At 72.6% G+C, this 15,449-nt stretch carries 13 protein-coding genes; 6 read left to right on the top strand and 7 right to left on the bottom strand.

Translation table 11 applies throughout. The annotated features are described in order from the left end of the window. Positions 1 to 13 precede the first annotated feature (13 nt). Entirely contained in the window at positions 14 to 2,260 is a 2,247-nt protein-coding gene (locus IDM40_RS13290; RefSeq protein ID WP_193122304.1) for a hypothetical protein, read from the bottom strand. A 625-nt stretch (positions 2,261 to 2,885) separates the two neighbouring features. Here IDM40_RS13290 and IDM40_RS13285 point away from each other — a divergent pair. Further along, positions 2,886 to 3,830 (top strand): SGNH/GDSL hydrolase family protein, encoded by a 945-nt coding sequence (locus IDM40_RS13285; protein ID WP_193122303.1) that lies wholly within the window; start codon positions 2,886 to 2,888, stop codon positions 3,828 to 3,830. A gap of 90 nt (positions 3,831 to 3,920) precedes the next feature. Here the strand turns inward: IDM40_RS13285 and IDM40_RS13280 are convergent, their stop codons facing one another. The 5 genes from IDM40_RS13280 to IDM40_RS13260 form a co-directional block, all read right to left on the bottom strand. Continuing rightward, a complete protein-coding gene (locus IDM40_RS13280) occupies positions 3,921 to 5,360 on the bottom strand; it encodes an acyl-CoA carboxylase subunit beta (protein WP_193122302.1) in 1,440 nt (479 codons plus the stop codon). A gap of 97 nt (positions 5,361 to 5,457) precedes the next feature. Beyond that, positions 5,458 to 6,696, bottom strand: coding sequence for a beta-ketoacyl-ACP synthase II (fabF, locus tag IDM40_RS13275; protein WP_193122301.1), 1,239 nt, complete (start codon positions 6,694 to 6,696; stop codon positions 5,458 to 5,460). 159 nt (positions 6,697 to 6,855) lie between these two features. Further along, positions 6,856 to 7,098, bottom strand: coding sequence for an acyl carrier protein (locus tag IDM40_RS13270; RefSeq protein ID WP_017614483.1), 243 nt, complete (start codon positions 7,096 to 7,098; stop codon positions 6,856 to 6,858). Positions 7,099 to 7,199: 101 nt separating this feature from the next. Continuing rightward, positions 7,200 to 8,156, bottom strand: coding sequence for a beta-ketoacyl-ACP synthase III (locus IDM40_RS13265; protein WP_193122300.1), 957 nt, complete (start codon positions 8,154 to 8,156; stop codon positions 7,200 to 7,202). A 1-nt stretch (position 8,157) separates the two neighbouring features. After that, positions 8,158 to 9,066, bottom strand: a complete 909-nt coding sequence (locus tag IDM40_RS13260) for an ACP S-malonyltransferase (protein ID WP_216630755.1) — start codon at positions 9,064 to 9,066, stop codon at positions 8,158 to 8,160. Between the two features lie 333 nt (positions 9,067 to 9,399). On the opposite strand from IDM40_RS13260, the gene IDM40_RS13255 reads away from it, so the two are divergent. Together IDM40_RS13255 and IDM40_RS13250 are read left to right on the top strand one after the other, a co-directional pair. Continuing rightward, entirely contained in the window at positions 9,400 to 10,653 is a 1,254-nt protein-coding gene (locus IDM40_RS13255; RefSeq protein ID WP_193122298.1) for a PucR family transcriptional regulator, read from the top strand. A 297-nt stretch (positions 10,654 to 10,950) separates the two neighbouring features. Further along, positions 10,951 to 11,922, top strand: a complete 972-nt coding sequence (locus IDM40_RS13250) for a hypothetical protein (protein WP_193122297.1) — start codon at positions 10,951 to 10,953, stop codon at positions 11,920 to 11,922. Positions 11,923 to 12,044: 122 nt separating this feature from the next. Here the strand turns inward: IDM40_RS13250 and IDM40_RS13245 are convergent, their stop codons facing one another. Then, positions 12,045 to 13,697, bottom strand: a complete 1,653-nt coding sequence (locus tag IDM40_RS13245) for a DUF7800 domain-containing protein (protein ID WP_193122296.1) — start codon at positions 13,695 to 13,697, stop codon at positions 12,045 to 12,047. Between the two features lie 141 nt (positions 13,698 to 13,838). Here IDM40_RS13245 and IDM40_RS13240 point away from each other — a divergent pair, with 141 nt between their 5' ends. The 3 genes from IDM40_RS13240 (at position 13,839) to IDM40_RS13230 (ending at position 15,440) form a co-directional block, all read left to right on the top strand. Further along, positions 13,839 to 14,246 carry a YjbQ family protein gene (locus IDM40_RS13240; protein ID WP_193122295.1) on the top strand — a complete coding sequence of 136 codons (408 nt, stop codon included), beginning with the start codon at positions 13,839 to 13,841 and terminating at the stop codon, positions 14,244 to 14,246. A 205-nt stretch (positions 14,247 to 14,451) separates the two neighbouring features. Further along, positions 14,452 to 14,877 (top strand): DUF3052 domain-containing protein, encoded by a 426-nt coding sequence (locus tag IDM40_RS13235; protein ID WP_193122294.1) that lies wholly within the window; start codon positions 14,452 to 14,454, stop codon positions 14,875 to 14,877. A gap of 98 nt (positions 14,878 to 14,975) precedes the next feature. After that, positions 14,976 to 15,440: a peroxiredoxin gene (locus tag IDM40_RS13230; RefSeq protein ID WP_193122293.1), complete on the top strand. Its 465-nt coding sequence runs from the start codon at positions 14,976 to 14,978 to the stop codon at positions 15,438 to 15,440. The last annotated feature ends 9 nt before the right edge of the window (positions 15,441 to 15,449 follow it).

Genomic DNA, 15,449 nt, shown 5'->3' with positions numbered 1-15,449 from the left:
GTGTCGGTCAGGGTCAGTGCGTGGCGAACAGGCCCGCGTGCAGCTCCTGGGCGATGTCCTCGTCACCGCGCCGCGAGAGCTGCTCCAGCAGCGACTGCGGGTCCGGTGGTGCGCCCGAATCGGAGTCGGTGATGCGCCGGGACAGGATCTGCAGCGCCTCCTCGGTCGAGGCGGGCGCGGTGTAGCCGCTCAGGTGCAGGGCACGGGCGGCCGGGGAGAACCCGCTCATGTCCATGGCCGGGAGCTTGCGTGCGTCCAGGCGGTCGCCGGAGACGGTGATGAACATGCGGTCGCCGGGCTGGGCGGCCTGGCGGCGCAGCAGCGGGCGCAGCGAGTCGAAGGCGGGCTGGTCGCGCCAGACCAGGACCAGCAGGTCGGCGCCGGGAGCGGTCAGGCACAGCAGGCGTCCGGGCTGCAGCCCCAGGTGGGTGGCGTACCCCGTGGGCACCGCCACGGGGGCGCCGTTGAGGTGGTCGGCGGTGATGTCCACACGGTGCCACCAGCGTCCGTCCGGGGCGCGGAAGCAGCGTGCCGCGGTGGAGGGGTCCGCGGCATCGGTGAACCTGACGGGCTCGGGTGCGGCCGGTGGCGGTGACGGCGGCGCCGCGGCCACGGGGTGCGGCGCCGGCTCGGGTCTGTGCTGGGCCGGTCGGGGCTCGGGCTGTGGCGGCTGTTCCTGCGCGTCGGGGCGGCGGCGGATCGGCAGGCCGTTCTGCGTGGTGGCGCCGTCCTCGCCCAGGGGCTCGGGGGACCGGGCCGAACCCTCCATGGGCACGGCCGGGTCGACGAACACGTGGCCGTCCCGGATGTTCACGCCCGGGGTGCTCAGCAGCCAGGCGCGCAGCTCGGGCTGGCGGATCCCGAGGCGGGCCAGCCGGTTGCCGGCCTCGGTGAGGTTGGGGGCGTCCCCGACCATCTCCCGCGTCTGGGTGCGCAGGTGGTTGGGGTCGTCGGCGATGAGCCAGCCGTTGTACATACGGCGGTCGGTGAACAGAGTGATGATCACGCGCCACATCGGGGTCTGCAGCGCCGGCACGTCGACGGGGTGGTCGGCGTGGGCGCTGATGAGCCGGTCGATGGTGGTGGCGGTGCCCAACTGTTCGGACAGGTCGCGCAGGTGCTTGGTGATGGACGCGCCCTCGGCCGAGTTCAGCCAGTTCAACAGGCGTTCCTCGACCTTGCGCTGGGCCGAGCGGATCTCGCGCACGTCCACCGAGATCTGTTCGGAGAGCACCCGGATGCTGATGGGGTCGGTGGCGAACAGGCGCTCGGCCGCGACGGTGCGTTCCAGTTCGGGCCAGGACCTGATCATCTGCTCGACCTGGTCGACCAGCGGGTGCTCACCCAGCGCGGGGGCCGCGGGGGCCTCCTCGGTGTCGGCGCGCATCGCCTTGGGCGGGCCGAAGCTGGGGCGGCGCAGGGTGCGTCCGGGGCCCAGCAGGGAGCTGCGGAACTGCGAGCGCAGGTCGGTGGCGGAGGTGTCCTCGGCGGCCGGTGCCGGTGCGTTGCCGCCGGGGGCCGCGTGCGCCGCCTCGGGGATCATGGCCGCGGAACTGACCATCCCGCCGACGGGTGCCTCCTCCGCCGCGGCCTCCTCACGGTCGCGCTGGGCCCGGAGTGCGCGCAGGGTACGGATGGCGCGGGTGGCCGGGGTCTGGGGCGGGCCGTCGAACTCGCCGGTGTCGGCGTCGGGGGGTGCGTCCCCGGCGTTGGTGGCCCCGCTCAGGTAGTCGAGGGCGTCGCGCACGTGATCGGGTGCGGACTCGGGCAGCCAGTTGGAGATGGTGCGCACGGCCTCGAGCATGAGCGCGGGCGAGGGCACCGGTCCGCTGGGCAGCTCACCGCAGGGGCGCAGGGCGCGCCAGGCGACCGTGCTGACCACGTCGAGCAGTCGGCAGTCGCGCAGCGCCCAGCCACCGATCTCCTGGGGGCAGGCGTTGACCAGGTGGCCCCAGCCGCCGGCGGAGGAGACCACGGTGCTCACCGGTTCGGCGAGCTCGGCGGCCTCGACCCATTGCCCTCGCAGGCTGGGCAGGAACTCGGACAGGGGCACGTGTCCCCACTGCTCGACCGCCACACGCGCCAGGCTGTGCGCGAGCCAGGGCGGGCCCGCGATCTCCAGGACGCGGGCGACGGGCAGGGAGTGCCACCAACCCTCGATGAGCCGGTCGTGGTGGAGCAGGGGTGCCACATCCGGCGACTTCGACCAGCGCAATGCGGGCGCGAGGTCGACGAGGCAGATCGGAGAGACGGCGTTCATCCGCTGGGGACCTCGACCTCCTGGTGTCTGCACGTGAATTCGGGAGGAACCGCACGGGCCTTCGGTTCGGTGCACCACAGTACGCGTCCCGAGCCGGTCGGTGGCAGGCGAGGACGAGGGGCCGCCACCTGTGCTCCTGGGCAGGGCACGGCGGACCGGGGGACAGGGGTGCCGTGAGCACTTCCCGAGATCGTACGTGCCCGGGAAGCGCATCGGTACCCCCATGATCCCGTGTGCTGGGCCGTCGCGCAGGCGAACACGGTGTGTGATGGCCCCAGTGGCGGGAGTTCCCGCAGCGTGCGGTACATTCTGCTGTGCTCTACCTCATACCGGGCAATCGACATGTCAGGGGCGGTTCGGCGCCGCCCCGTGTGCCCCCGGAGTGGTTACGCGCACGCGTGAAACGGGGGAGGCCGCGGGTATGCTTGGTGGGCACTGTCCTCGACCGAACACCCTTCGGCCGGGTGGCCCGATCGGGGCCGACCAGGGGTCGACGGTGTTCGAACGCGGGTCGGCGGCCCAGGGCGGCCGGTGACGAAGGATGTGCCGCAGCCCACGCACCCTCAGTCCTGCGCGCGCGTGGTGCGGTCGAGCCGGATGATTGGTTGACGTGACAGACCTTGACATGAATCCCCCAGCGTCGGCGCGTGTGGGCAGACCGGAACCCATCCGGACCTACGTGGCCCTCGGCGACAGCATCACCGAGGGGATGGAGGACAACAGCGGTCCAGGGGGTGAGTACCGCGGGTTCGCCGACCGTCTCGCCGAACACCTGGGGACCCTCACCCCGGACTTCCGGTACGCGAACCTGGGTGTGCGCGGGCGCCGGATGCACCACATCTTCGGTGAGCAGCTCGAGAAGGCCCTGGAGTGGAAGCCGGACCTGGTCACCGTGCTGGCCGGCGGCAACGACGTCCTGCGGCCCGGCAGCAACCTGGACGCCCTGGCCGAGCACTTCGAGTGGGGCGTGCGCCAGCTGCTCGACGCCGGCCTGCGCGTGGTCATCATCTCCGGCCACGACACCGGCTGGATCCCGGTGCTGCGCTACTACCGGGGCCGGATCGCGATCTACAGCATGCACATGCGCTCGGTCGCCGAACGCACCGGCACCGAGATCGTCGACCTGTGGGCGCTCAACGCCCTCAACGACCCGCGTGCGTGGAGCGAGGACCGCCTGCACCTGAACGGGACCGGCCACCAGGTCGTCGCGGCCCGCATCGCCGACCTCATCGGGTTCCCGATGGGACCGCGCGAGGCCTGGACCGACCCCTGGAGCACCCCTCCGCAGCAGCTGCCGCGCATCCTGCGCCGCCGCGAGAACCGGCGCTGGGCCCGCCAGCACCTGGTTCCGTGGCTGCGCCGCCGCGCCATGGGCCGCTCCTCCGGGGACGGCCGGATGGCCCGCCGCCCGCAGCTGGACCACCTCTACGACGAGGCGACCCGAGAGCGCCTGGCCCGCGACCTTGCCGCCCAGAACGGTGAGGACGCCCAGGGCTCCGCGTCCGCACAGGCCGAGGAGGCGCCCACCATCAGCCCGTCGGGCACCAAGGGTCCCGAGCCCCGGGACTGACCCCGGACACAGCGGTGCCCCGCGTTCCCGAGGGAGCGCGGGGCACCGTCGTTCTTCCGGCCGCTTTCCGGCCGCCGGGGGCGACGCGGGCTAGAGCGGGATGTTGCCGTGGGCGCCGCGTGCGTCCGGGGCACGGTCGATCGCATGGGCCAGGGCGGTGCGGGTGTTCTTGGGTTCGACGACCTCGTCGACCACACCCAGCTCCTGGGCCCGGGGCAGGCCGCCTGCCTCGCGCTCCTGCTCGGCCGCCAGGCGTTCCTCCAGCGCGGGGCGTTCGGATTCGGGGACGGCCGCGAGCTCGCGGCGCTTGAGGATGCGCACCGCCGCGACCGGCCCCATGACCGCGACCTCGGCCGTGGGCCAGGCCAGCACCCGGGTCGCCCCGAGCGCACGCGAGTTCATCGCGATGTAGGCGCCGCCGTAGGACTTGCGGGTCACCAGGGTCACGCGCGGGACCGTGGCCTCGGCGAAGGCGTGCAGGAGCTTGGCTCCGCGGCGCACCACCCCGTCCCACTCCTGGCTCACCCCGGGCAGGTACCCGGGCACGTCCACCAGGACCACCAGCGGGACCCCGAACGCGTCGCACATGCGCACGAAACGGGCGGCCTTCTCCGCCGATCTGGAGTCCAGGCACCCGCCCAGACGGAGCGGGTTGTTGGCCAGCACGCCGACGGTGCGCCCGCCCAGGCGGCCCAGGGCGGTGACCATGTTCGGCGCGTACTTGGCCTGCAGTTCCACGGCCCCGTCGCCGAGCGGGGTGTCGAGCACCCCGTTCACCAGGGGTTTGACGTCGTAGGCACGCCGGGCCGACTCGGGCAGCACGTACCCCAGGTCGGCGTCGTGCACGTCGGCGGGCTCCATCTCGCCCTGCCGCCCTAGCAGCAGGGCCAGGTCACGGCCGCGCGCCATGGCCGCGCCGTCGTCGGGTGCGGTCACGTGCACCACGCCGCTGCGGCGCCCGTGTGCGTCGGCGCCGCCCAGTTCCTCGGCGGTGATCTGCTCGCCGGTCACGCTCTCCACGACCCCGGGGCCGGTGACGAAGACCTTGCCGCGGTCGGACATGACCACCACGTCGGTCAGCGCCGGACCGTAGGCCGCGCCGCCGGCCGCCGGGCCCAGCACGACCGAGATCTGCGGGACCACACCGGAGGCGCGGGTCATCACCGCGAAGACCCGGCCCACCGCGTGCAGGCTCTCCACCCCGGCCGCGAGCTGGGCGCCCGAGGAGTGCCACAGACCCACCACCGGGACACCGTCGCGCACCGCGTGGGCGTAGGCGGTCTCCATCGCCGCGCACCCGGCCGTGCCCATCGCCCCGCCCTGGATCCGGGCGTCGTTGGCGAAGGCCACCGCGGGCAGGCCGTCGATGAGCCCGGTGGCGGCCACGGCGTCGATACCCGGGCCCTCCTCGGTCAGCAGCTCGACCGTGCCGCGGTCGAAGAACCGCGAGAGCCGCACGCTCGGCCGACGCGGATCGGGGTCGCCGGCCTGCTCCGAGGCCGGTCGGGCGCCGTTGTCGATCACTGTCACTGCGTCGTGCTCCTTCGCGGGTACGGGACCGTGCCTGCGGGGGCGGGAAAGAAGAAGGGGCGGGAACCCGCTGGTGCGGGCCCCGCCCCTCGAAGGGTCAGGCGCGTTTGAACGCCAGCGCGATGTTGTGGCCGCCGAACCCGAAGGACTCGTTGAGGGCCGCCACGTCGCCGGCGGGCATCTCCTCGGGTTTGCCGCGCACGATGTCCACGGCCGTCTCCGGGTCGAGCTCGTCGATGTTGATGGTCGCCGGGATGACGCCGTCGTACAGCGCCTTGACGGTGGCGATGGACTCGACCGCGCCGGCGCCGCCCAGCAGGTGGCCGGTCATCGACTTGGTGGAGGTCACCCGCACGCTGTCGGCGGCCGCGTCCCCCAGAGCCGTCCGGATCGCGCGGGTCTCGCCCACGTCGCCGGTCGGGGTGGAGGTCGCGTGCGCGTTGACGTGCTTGACGTCGTCCGGCTTGAGGTCGGCGTCCTTGAGCGCCTCGGTGATCGCACGCGCCTGGCCGCGGCCCTCGGGGTCGGGCTGGACGATGTCGTAGGCGTCGTCGGTGTAGCCCACACCCGCGGCGCGGGCGTAGACGCGGGCGCCGCGCTTGGCGGCGTGCTCGGCCGACTCCAGGATCAGGATGCCGGCGCCCTCGCCCATGACGAAGCCGTCGCGCGCCTGGTCCCAGGGGCGGGAGGCGCCCTCGGGGTCGTCGTTGCGGGTCGACAGGGCCCGCATGGACGCGAACGAGGCGATGTTGAGCGGGTGGATGGCGGCCTCGGTGCCGCCGGCGATGACCACGTCCGCGCGGCCCGCGCGGATCATCTCCACCGCGTCGGCCACGGCCTCGGCGCTGGACGCACAGGCGCTGACGGGCGCGTGGGCCCCGGCGCGGGCGCTGTACTCCAGGGCCACGGCGGCGGCGGGGCTGTTGGGCATGAGCATGGGCACGGTGAACGGGGAGACTCGCTTCCAGCCCTTCTCACGGAAGGTGTCGTACTGCTCCAGGATCGTCAGGATGCCGCCGATCCCGCTGGAGACCACCACGCCCAGGCGGACGGGGTCGACCTCGGGGGTTCCGGCGTCCTCCCAGGCCTCCTGAGCGGCGATGAGAGAGAACTGCTGGGTCCGGTCCAGGCGGCGCAGGCGCGGCCTGGGGAGCTTCTCGGACGGCTCCTGTGCGATCCGGCCTGCGAAGTGCACCGGGAGGCTCTCGTGCCATTCCTCGGGCAGCATGCTGATACCGGAGCGGCCGTCGAGGAGCGCGGACCATGTGGTCGCGACGTCACCCCCGAGGGGGGTGGTGGCCCCGAGGCCGGTGACGACGACATCGGTCTTGGACATGATCCGATCGCCCTTCTCGTGGGTCGTTCCCGGTTGCGGGCCGGGAGGCGGTGGGTGGTGTGCGACGAGGAGTTCGGTGCGGGCCCGGGGCCGCGTCACGGCCGGCCGGGTCCCTGGTTCCCGGCGCCCGGGCGGGGGCCGCCCGGGCGCACGGACACGCTACTTCTGGATGTAGTTGATGACGTCCTGGACCGTCTTGAGGTCCTTGAGCTGGTCGTCGGGGATCTCCACGCCGAACTTGTCCTGCGCGGCGACGGCGATCTCGACCATGGACAGGGAGTCGATGTCCAGGTCGTCCACGAAGCTCTTCTCCGGGGTGACCTCGGAGGGCTCGGTGCCGACGATCTCCTCGACGATCTCGCCGAGGCCCTTCAGAATGTCCTGCTCGCTGTGCTCGGCCATGTCAATCTCCTTCTTCGGTGTCGGTGTTTTCGGCGGCCCCGCCGCACGGGGGTGGAACGGGTCCGGACCCGATGCCGTGCGGTGCCGCTCGGGCTGAGGGGTCAGGGGATGCGGATCACCTGTGCGGCGTAGACCAGCCCCGCCCCGAAGCCCAGGGTGAGTACAGTGCTCCCCGAACGCAGCTCCCCGCGCCCGATCATGCGCGAGAGCGCGAGCGGGACGGACGCGGACGAGGTGTTGCCCGCGGTGACGATATCGCGGGCCACCAGCGCCTGGGGAGCGCCCAGCTTCCTGGCGATCGACTCGACGATGCGCAGGTTGGCCTGGTGGGGAACGAAAGCGGTGATCTCGCTCGGGTCGACCCCGGCGCGCTCCAGGGCCTGCAGGGCGACCTTGTAGAGCTCGGTGGTGGTCCACCGGAAGACCGCCTGGCCCTCCTGGTAGAGGTACTTGTGCTCGCGCAGGTAGATGGTGTCGGCGCGCTCGCCCGAGGAACCCCACACGACCGGGCCGATGCCCTGGTCCTCGTCGGCCGAGACCACCGCGGCGCCCGCGCCGTCGGCGAAGATCACGCAGGTGGCGCGGTCCTCCCAGTCGACCCAGTCGCTGAGCTTCTCCGAGCCCACGACCAGGACGTTGCGGGAGGACCCGGCGCGCACGGAGTCCGAGGCCAGCCCCAGCGCGTAACAGAAGCCCGCGCAGGCGGCGTTGACGTCGAAGGCGCCGGGGGCGGGGATGCCGAGCCGGGCGGCCACGGTCGCGGCGGAGTTGGGGATCTGGTCGTGCGAGGTGCACGTGGCCACGATCACCAGGTCGATGTCCTCGGGGGAGAGCCCGCTCGCGGCCAGGGCCTTGCCCCCGGCCGCCACGGCCATGCTCTCCACGCTGTCGTCGGGGCCCGCCACGCGCCGTTCCTCGATGCCCACACGGCTGCGGATCCACTCGTCGTTGGTGTCCACACGCTGGGCAAGGTCGTGGTTGGTGACCACGCGGGCGGGCTGGTACTCGCCGAAGGAGCGGATCACCGCTCCGCCCGGCGCGCTGGGGGCGTTCAACATGTCAGCCTTCCTGATCGGAGCGCGCGGGGGCAGCGGTGCCCGCGTGCTCCTTGACGATGGCGGCGGCCCGCTCCAGGTCGTCGGGGGTCTTGACCGCGTGGAGCTCGACACCGCGCAGCGCGCGCTTGGCCAGCCCGGTCAGGGTGCCCGCCGGTGCGAGTTCGATCATGGCGGTCACGCCGAGGTCGGCGAGGGTCTCGCTGCAGGCCTGCCAGCGCACCGGCGAGGAGATCTGCGTGACGAGCCGCTCGAGGTAGTCCGACCCCTGCTCGACGACGGCTCCGTCGGCGTTGGAGAGCAGGCGCACCGACGGGTCGTTGGTCTCCATGTGCGCGGCGGCGGTGCGCACGCGCTCCATGGCCGGGGCCATGTGCTCGGTGTGGAAGGCGCCGGCGACCGGGAGGGGACGCAGCCGGGCCCGCTCGGGCGGGTTCTCGGCGAAGGCGGCCAGCTGTTCGGTGGTGCCGGCGGCCACGATCTGCCCGGAACCGTTGTCGTTGGCGGGCGTGAGTCCCGCGGCCTCGATCGCGGCGAGCACGTCCTCGCGCTTGCCGCCCATGACCGCGGTCATGCCGGTCTCGGTGCGGGAAGCCGCCTCGGCCATGCCCCGGCCGCGCTCGGCGACCAGCGCCAGCGCGTCATTGGGGGTCAGGACCCCGGCCAGGGCGGCGGCGGTGTACTCGCCGACGCTGTGGCCGGCGACGGCGTCCGCGAAGGACCCGCTCACGGGCAGGGGGGCCTCGGGGCCCGAGACGGAACCCAGCAGCGCGGTGGCGGTGGCCAGTCCGGCGCTGACGAGGAGGGGTTGAGCGACGGCCGTGTCGCGGATCTCGTCCGCGTCGGCGGTGGTGCCGTAGCGCACCAGGTCCAGCCCGGCCACCTCCGACCACGCCTCGAACCGCGGGGCCATGCCGGGCAGTTCGAGCCATGGGGAGAGGAAACCGGGTACCTGGGCGCCTTGGCCGGGAGCAACGATGACAAGCACGACATCCACCTTGCCCTGTAGGAGATCACCAGTCGGATGGGGACGGACACGAACTTCGCTCCGTCCCGTTTGTGGACCCTCCACAAAACTGTGCCGCCCCGAGGTCCCGGGGCGGTCACGCGGAGGGCGCACACCCCGACGTTACGCGGCTCGCGGGTGTGACGACCCGCCCCCGTGGGTTTTCGTGGGCGGCCCGAGTGGCGGGGGACACCGGAAGGCATCCGACCCCGTGCCCGGCAGGGATGCCACCCTGGAGGTGTGAACGAGCAACCCCACCGACCCCGGGACCACCAGGACAGCGACCCCTCGGGGCCCGCATCCGCGCAGGACGGCGCCGACGCGCTGCGGGCCGAGACCGCACGCCGCCTGGAACGGTCCATGGGCCGCCTGGGCACCGCGGCCGTGGCGAGCATGGAGGAGCGCCTGCCCTGGTTCCGCCGCATGTCCGCGGAGGACCGCTCCTGGATCGGCCTCGTCGCCCAGTCCGGCGTGGCCGCCTTCGTCGACTGGTTCCGCAACCCGGTGCGCGGGCGTCCGGCGATCACGGTGGAGGTCTTCGGTACCGCCCCGCGCGAGCTGACGCGCTCGGTGACGCTGCAGCAGACCGTCGACATGATCCGTGTGGTCATCGACGTGGTCGAGGGGCAGGTCGACGAGCTCGCCGCCCCCGGGGGCGCCATGCAGCTGCGCGAGGACGTGCTGCGCTACACCCGCGAGGTCGCCTTCAGCTCGGCCAAGGTCTACGCCCGTGCCGCCGAGGCCCGCGGCGCCTGGGACGCGCGCCTGGAGGCGTTGATCGTCGACGCGCTGCTGCACGGTGACCACCAGGACGGCCTGCAGACGTGGGGGTCGTCGCTGCGCTGGACCCAGACCCCGGTCATCGCGATCGCCGGTGACAGCGGCGAGGAGGACGGCAACAAGGTCCTCGACGACCTGCGCGGGGCGGCCCGGAGAGCGGGGCACGACGTCATCGCGGGGATGCAGGGCGACCGGGTGGTGGTCGTGGTCGGTGTGGGCGACACCTACCCCGAGGGGGAACTGCCCGCGGCGGCGGCCGAACCCCTGGCCGGGCTGTTCGGGCCCGGACCCGTGGTGGTCGGCCCGGCCGTTCCCGACCTGAGGGCGTCGGGGGCCTCGGCGCGTGCCGCCGTGAGCGGGCTCCGTTCGGCCGTGGCCTGGCCGGACGCCCCGCGTCCGGTGCTGGCCGAGGATCTGCTGCCCGAGCGGGTGCTGCAGGGGGAGGCGGGGGCGCGCCGCCAACTCGTCGAAGAGGTCTACAAACCTCTGCTCGGCGCGGGATCGCCCTTGTTGGACACCCTCTCGGTGTACCTTGAACACGCGTCCTCCCTGGAGGCGACGGCACGCATGCTGTTCGTCCACCCGAACACCGTCCGTTACCGGCTCAGCCGGATCGCCGAGCTGACCGGGCACACCCCGTCCGACGGTCGAGGATCCTTCGTCCTGCGCATAGCGGTGGCACTGGGTCGACTCGACGCGACGGAACGTGGTTGACCGCAACCACTCCGGCCTCAGAAGCGTCGTACAAGGCAGACGTGATGCGATCGTTGCCTGAGTCTTCTGTCCGCTTATCGCGGCTTCATCGGCGTCGGGTAGGTATGTGACTGACCGTACGCGCCCGGGGACTACGCGAAAAGGGATAGCTTTGTGGCGAGCGGAGCACCGCCGGTACTGCGGTGAACCGGATCTGGGTCTCGGGCGAGGGCTACCGCACCGCTGCCGTCACGACGTTCTTGGGGGGTCAACACTGTGGTCGAACGACCGAGGACAGGGGGCCGGATACTGCGGCCCGTGATCAACTACGTGCTGGAGCCGACGCAGGAGGGCCAACTGCGTCGCCGCGTCCTCTTCTGGCTGCCCGCGCCGCTGCCCGTCCTGGGGCTGGTCGCCCTGCTGGTGGGCGGGGCGCTCTCGGCGTCCGGGTGGACCATTCTTCTCGCGGCGAGCGTGGGTGTGGGCACGCTGCTGCTGGCCGTCATCGTCCAGCCCACACCGCTACCGGAGGGGCTCACGCCCCAGGTGTCCGCGCGCCGTTCTCTGCACCGGTTCCGCCAGTTCACCGGGTTGCGCATCGCCCTGGCGCTGGTCCCCGTGGCCATCGGCGCGGCGGCCTCGCTCATCGGCGGGGGCATGTACCCGCTGTTCGCGGCGCTGGCGCTCGCGTGGCCGCAGATCCTCATGGCGATGCCGACCTTCTTCACCATCACCAGGGCGCGGCGGGCCATGGAGGCCTGGGGCACCACCGCCTACCTGTGGCACGCGCTCTCGCGCCCGTCCAAGGTCACCTGGCCCCTGGTGACCTCCGGCCGGCGGATCTGGCGCCAGTGGCGTGAGGACCGGGCCAAGGCCCGTGCGGTCTCGCGCCGCGAGGCGGAGCTGCGCCGTTCGGAGCAGGCCGAGCGCGACCAGGCCCGCGACCCCGAGGTGGTGTTGCCGCACCCGGACCAGGTCACCACCGCGCGCATCCCGTCGCTGTCGGCCGGCCAGGACGGCGACGAGGCGTCGGAGCAACAGGAGCAGGGTGAGACCGCCGGGGACGGCGAGGGCGCCGGGGTGGGCGGCGACGAGATCGAGCCCACCGCCAAGATGCCCGCACTCGACGAGGACACCCCTGCGGCCGGGAACCCGGCCGCCACGACGGGCACCGGTTCCGAGCGCACCTCGGGCACCGTGCTGGAGCGGGGCGGGGCCCTGTCCCAGCGGGTGCGCCGCACACGGCGCGGGGCGCAGTCCACGCGCCGCCCGCACTCGCACAAGCCCTGAGCACCCAGGCCCCGAGGACATCCGCGACGCGGCCCGCCGGAACCGGCGGGCCGCGTTCGTATTCCTGAGGGCCCTGCATGGAGCGAGCCCGGGCCGCCGGTCCACGGGCGGGACCGGCGGGTTCACAGCGAGGAGCGGAAGCGCACGTCCGGCAGGGCGTGGGGGCCGCCGTTGGGACAGTGGTACCAGCGGGCCTCGGCGCTGCGCCCCTCCAGGCAGACCTCGCCGATGGTGTTGCCGAAGTAGGGCGCGCCCTCCAACGACCAGCGCAGCGCCGGCGGGGCCACCCGCGCCAGCCGGGACATCACCCGCCCGGCCACACGGAAGGGCCACGTGGTCGACAGCCACGCCGTGCGGCGCAGGTGCGAAGGCAGTCGGTTGCACAGGGGAGAGGAGACCAGCTGCGTCACACGGGTCCCGGGGGCCTCACCCTCACTGGGCACTGCCCGCGCCATGTAGGAGAAGTGCACGTCCCCGCTGAGCAGCAGCACGGTCGCCGGTGCGGGGCCGCGTTCGCCGCGGGCCACCTCCAGCACCGCCCCGGCCAGGTGGGCGAAGGAGTACTGGAACGCGCCCCAGTGCTCGAGGTCGAGGGCCTGGCGCAGGCGTTCCGCCGGTGCCCGCACCCGTTCCCCCCAGGCGCCCGCGCACACGGCCTCGTTCCAGGCCTCCAGGTGGTGCACGGCGGGCGGCAGCAGGACCGGGACCGTGGAGACCACGACGACGTGGTCCGGGCCGCCGGTGAGGTGCTCGTCGAGCCACTCGTGGCCCCGGGGTCCCAGGATCGAACGCGAGCCGTCCGACGGGTCGCCCTCGCCCAGGGCGCGTGCGCAGCGGGTGTCGGCCATGAGCACCCGTACCGGGCCCACGTCGACCCGGTGGCTCCAGCGGTAGGAGTCCGGGTCCTCGTGCGCCCGCCACGCGAACTCGTCGACCGTGTCCCCTGCGTCGCCGGTGCACTCGCGCACCCGGTTCCACCAGGGATCCTTCTCCCGCGCCTCGGGGGAGAGGTTGCCCAGGTGCTGGTAAACCCAGTACGCGCCCAGGCCGTGGGTGACGCGCTCGGGCCACCAGGGGAGCTCGTCCATCGCCCGCCGCCAGGCGGCGGAGGTGTTCCAGTCGTCGCGCACGTCGTGGTCGTCGAAGACCATGAGCGTGGGCACCGTCGACAGCAGCCACCGCACCTGCGGGTCGCTCCAGGCCCGGCGGTAGAGCTCCGCGTACTCGCCGAAGTCCACCACCTCGCCCTCGGGTGAGGAATGTCCCTCCTCACGGGAGGCGCGCAGGTGTTCGCGCATCGGTTCGTGCACCTCGTCGGCGTAGACCTGGTCGCCGATCAGCAGGAGCAGCAGGTTCCCCTCGGGCGGGTCCTCGGCCATGCGCCGCGCGGTGGCGCGCAGCATGTCCGGACCGTGGTCGACCACCCCTTCGGGGGTGTCGCCCGTGGGCACGTGGCACGAGCCGTACAGGAGCCGGGTGGAGGCGTCGGGGTCGGTCGTTCGCACCACGCTCGGGGGCAGGGAGGAGGTGGGGTCGGGCCAGACGCGGTCGTCCTCGAGGAAGACCTCGTAGGGCAGCGCCGACCCGGGCGGAAGGCCCTCGATCTCGCACACGGCGTAATGGTGGCCGTGCACGGCGAACGTCCGCGCGGTGGCGGTCGTGTGCCCGTCCACGCGGACCCGGACCCTGCAGGGGGCGTCGGTCTCGACCCACACGGTGGCGGTGGTGGGTCCCACGTGCCGCAACAGGGGTCCCAGACGCAAAGAGACAGTCATGGTTTCCCCTCCTTTTTCCCAGGTTCGCATACCAGAGGAGAGGGCCGGTACTCGCTGCTGGGAGCGCTCGGGGACCGCCGCCGTCCACAGTGGTGACGCCCGATGGTTGCACGAAGGGCCGGGCTGCGCGATGGTGGCGCTATGCGGACACAGATCCTCGAACTGCACACGGGAGGGTCGGAGAGCATCACCGACATCACGTCCCGGTGTGCGGACTTCGTCGCCGGCGCCGGCGACGGCCTTCTCAACGTGTTCGTCCCGCACGCGACCGCGGGCGTGGCGATCATCGAACTCGGGGCAGGATCCGACGACGACCTGCTCGCTTCCCTGGACGACCTGCTGCCGGCCGACGACCGGTGGCGCCACAAGCACGGCTCCCGCGGCCACGGACGGTCGCACGTCATGCCGGCCTACGTCGCGCCCCAGACCACGGTCCCCGTGATCGGGGGCTCGCTCGAGTTGGGCACGTGGCAGTCCGTCGCGGTGGTCGACCTCAACGTGGACAACCCCGAGCGCCGGGTGCGCCTGTCGTTCCTGACGTCCGCGTGAACACTCGGTGCCGGTGGGGCACCTGGGTGGAGGGTTCGCACGCGCGTTGACGGGACATGCCACTACCGTGTGAACTAGGCCATCAGCGATGGTGACGGACCCACACAGCGGGTGGAACGCCCGGCATCGTTGAGGAACGAACTGCATCGGGCGCCACCGCTCGAGCAGAACAGATTGACAAAGAAACCAGTGGAGGAGAACTTTCGTGAGCGCGACCGCGGGCCAGGCACAGAGCGAACGCGGCTTGGCTGACCGACTCGGATTCAAGCCGGGTCAGGTGGTGCAGGAATTCGGCTTCGACGACGACGTTGACGAGGGCCTGCGCGCTTCCATCGTCGAACTCACCGGTGAGGAACTGGTTGACGAGGACTTCGACGGCGATGTCGACGCGGTACTGCTGTGGTGGCGGTCCGACGAGGAGGATGAACTCACCGACGCGTTGATGGACACGGTCACCCTGATCGCCGACGGCGGCACCATCCTGGTGCTGACCCCGAAGGCCGGGCGTGACCTGCACGTGTCACCCAACGACGTGGCGGACGCCGCCAGTACCTCCGGCTTGTCCCAGACCAGCGCGGTCAGTGTCGGCTCGGACTGGTCGGGCACCCGACTGGTCGTTCCCAAGCGGTAACGGGCCTCGACGCGACCGAACCACCGGTGCCGCGCGCCCCACAGGGCGGGCGCGCGGCGCTGAGCGGCGCCCGCACGCAGCGAACACGAACGAGAGCATTGACGAGCACCCCCGAGGGCGCCCAGGCGCCCGACTTCTCCCTGGACGACCAGCACGGCCGACCCGTCTCCTTGTCGTCCCTGCGCGGCGCCCCCGTCCTCGTGGTCTTCTACCCGCTGGCCTTCTCCGGCGTGTGCTCGGGCGAGCTCGCCGAGCTGGCCGAGCTGCATCCCCGTTTCGCCGAGACCGGAACCCGGGTGCTGGCGGTCTCGGTCGACTCCGTCTTCGCCCTGCGCACGTGGTCGGACCGGGAGGGTTTCCCGTTCCGCCTGTTGTCGGACTTCTGGCCCCACGGCGCCGTCGCCGAGTCCTACGGGGTCTTCGACGCCGAACGCGGTGTGGCCCGCCGCGGCTCGTTCCTGATCGACGCCGACGGTGTGGTGCGCTGGAGCGACCACACCCCCGTCTCCGAGCCGCGCGAGATGGCCCGCGCCCTGGAGCGTGCCCGTGCCCTGACTGCCTAGCCAGAGGGG

The sequence above is a fragment of the Nocardiopsis coralli genome, from assembly GCF_014892575.1.
In the GTDB taxonomy this organism is placed as follows: Bacteria; Actinomycetota; Actinomycetes; order Streptosporangiales; family Streptosporangiaceae; genus Nocardiopsis; species Nocardiopsis coralli.
The sequence above is the reverse complement of the archived record's forward strand: the minus strand, read 5'-3'. Positions and strand labels throughout refer to the sequence as shown.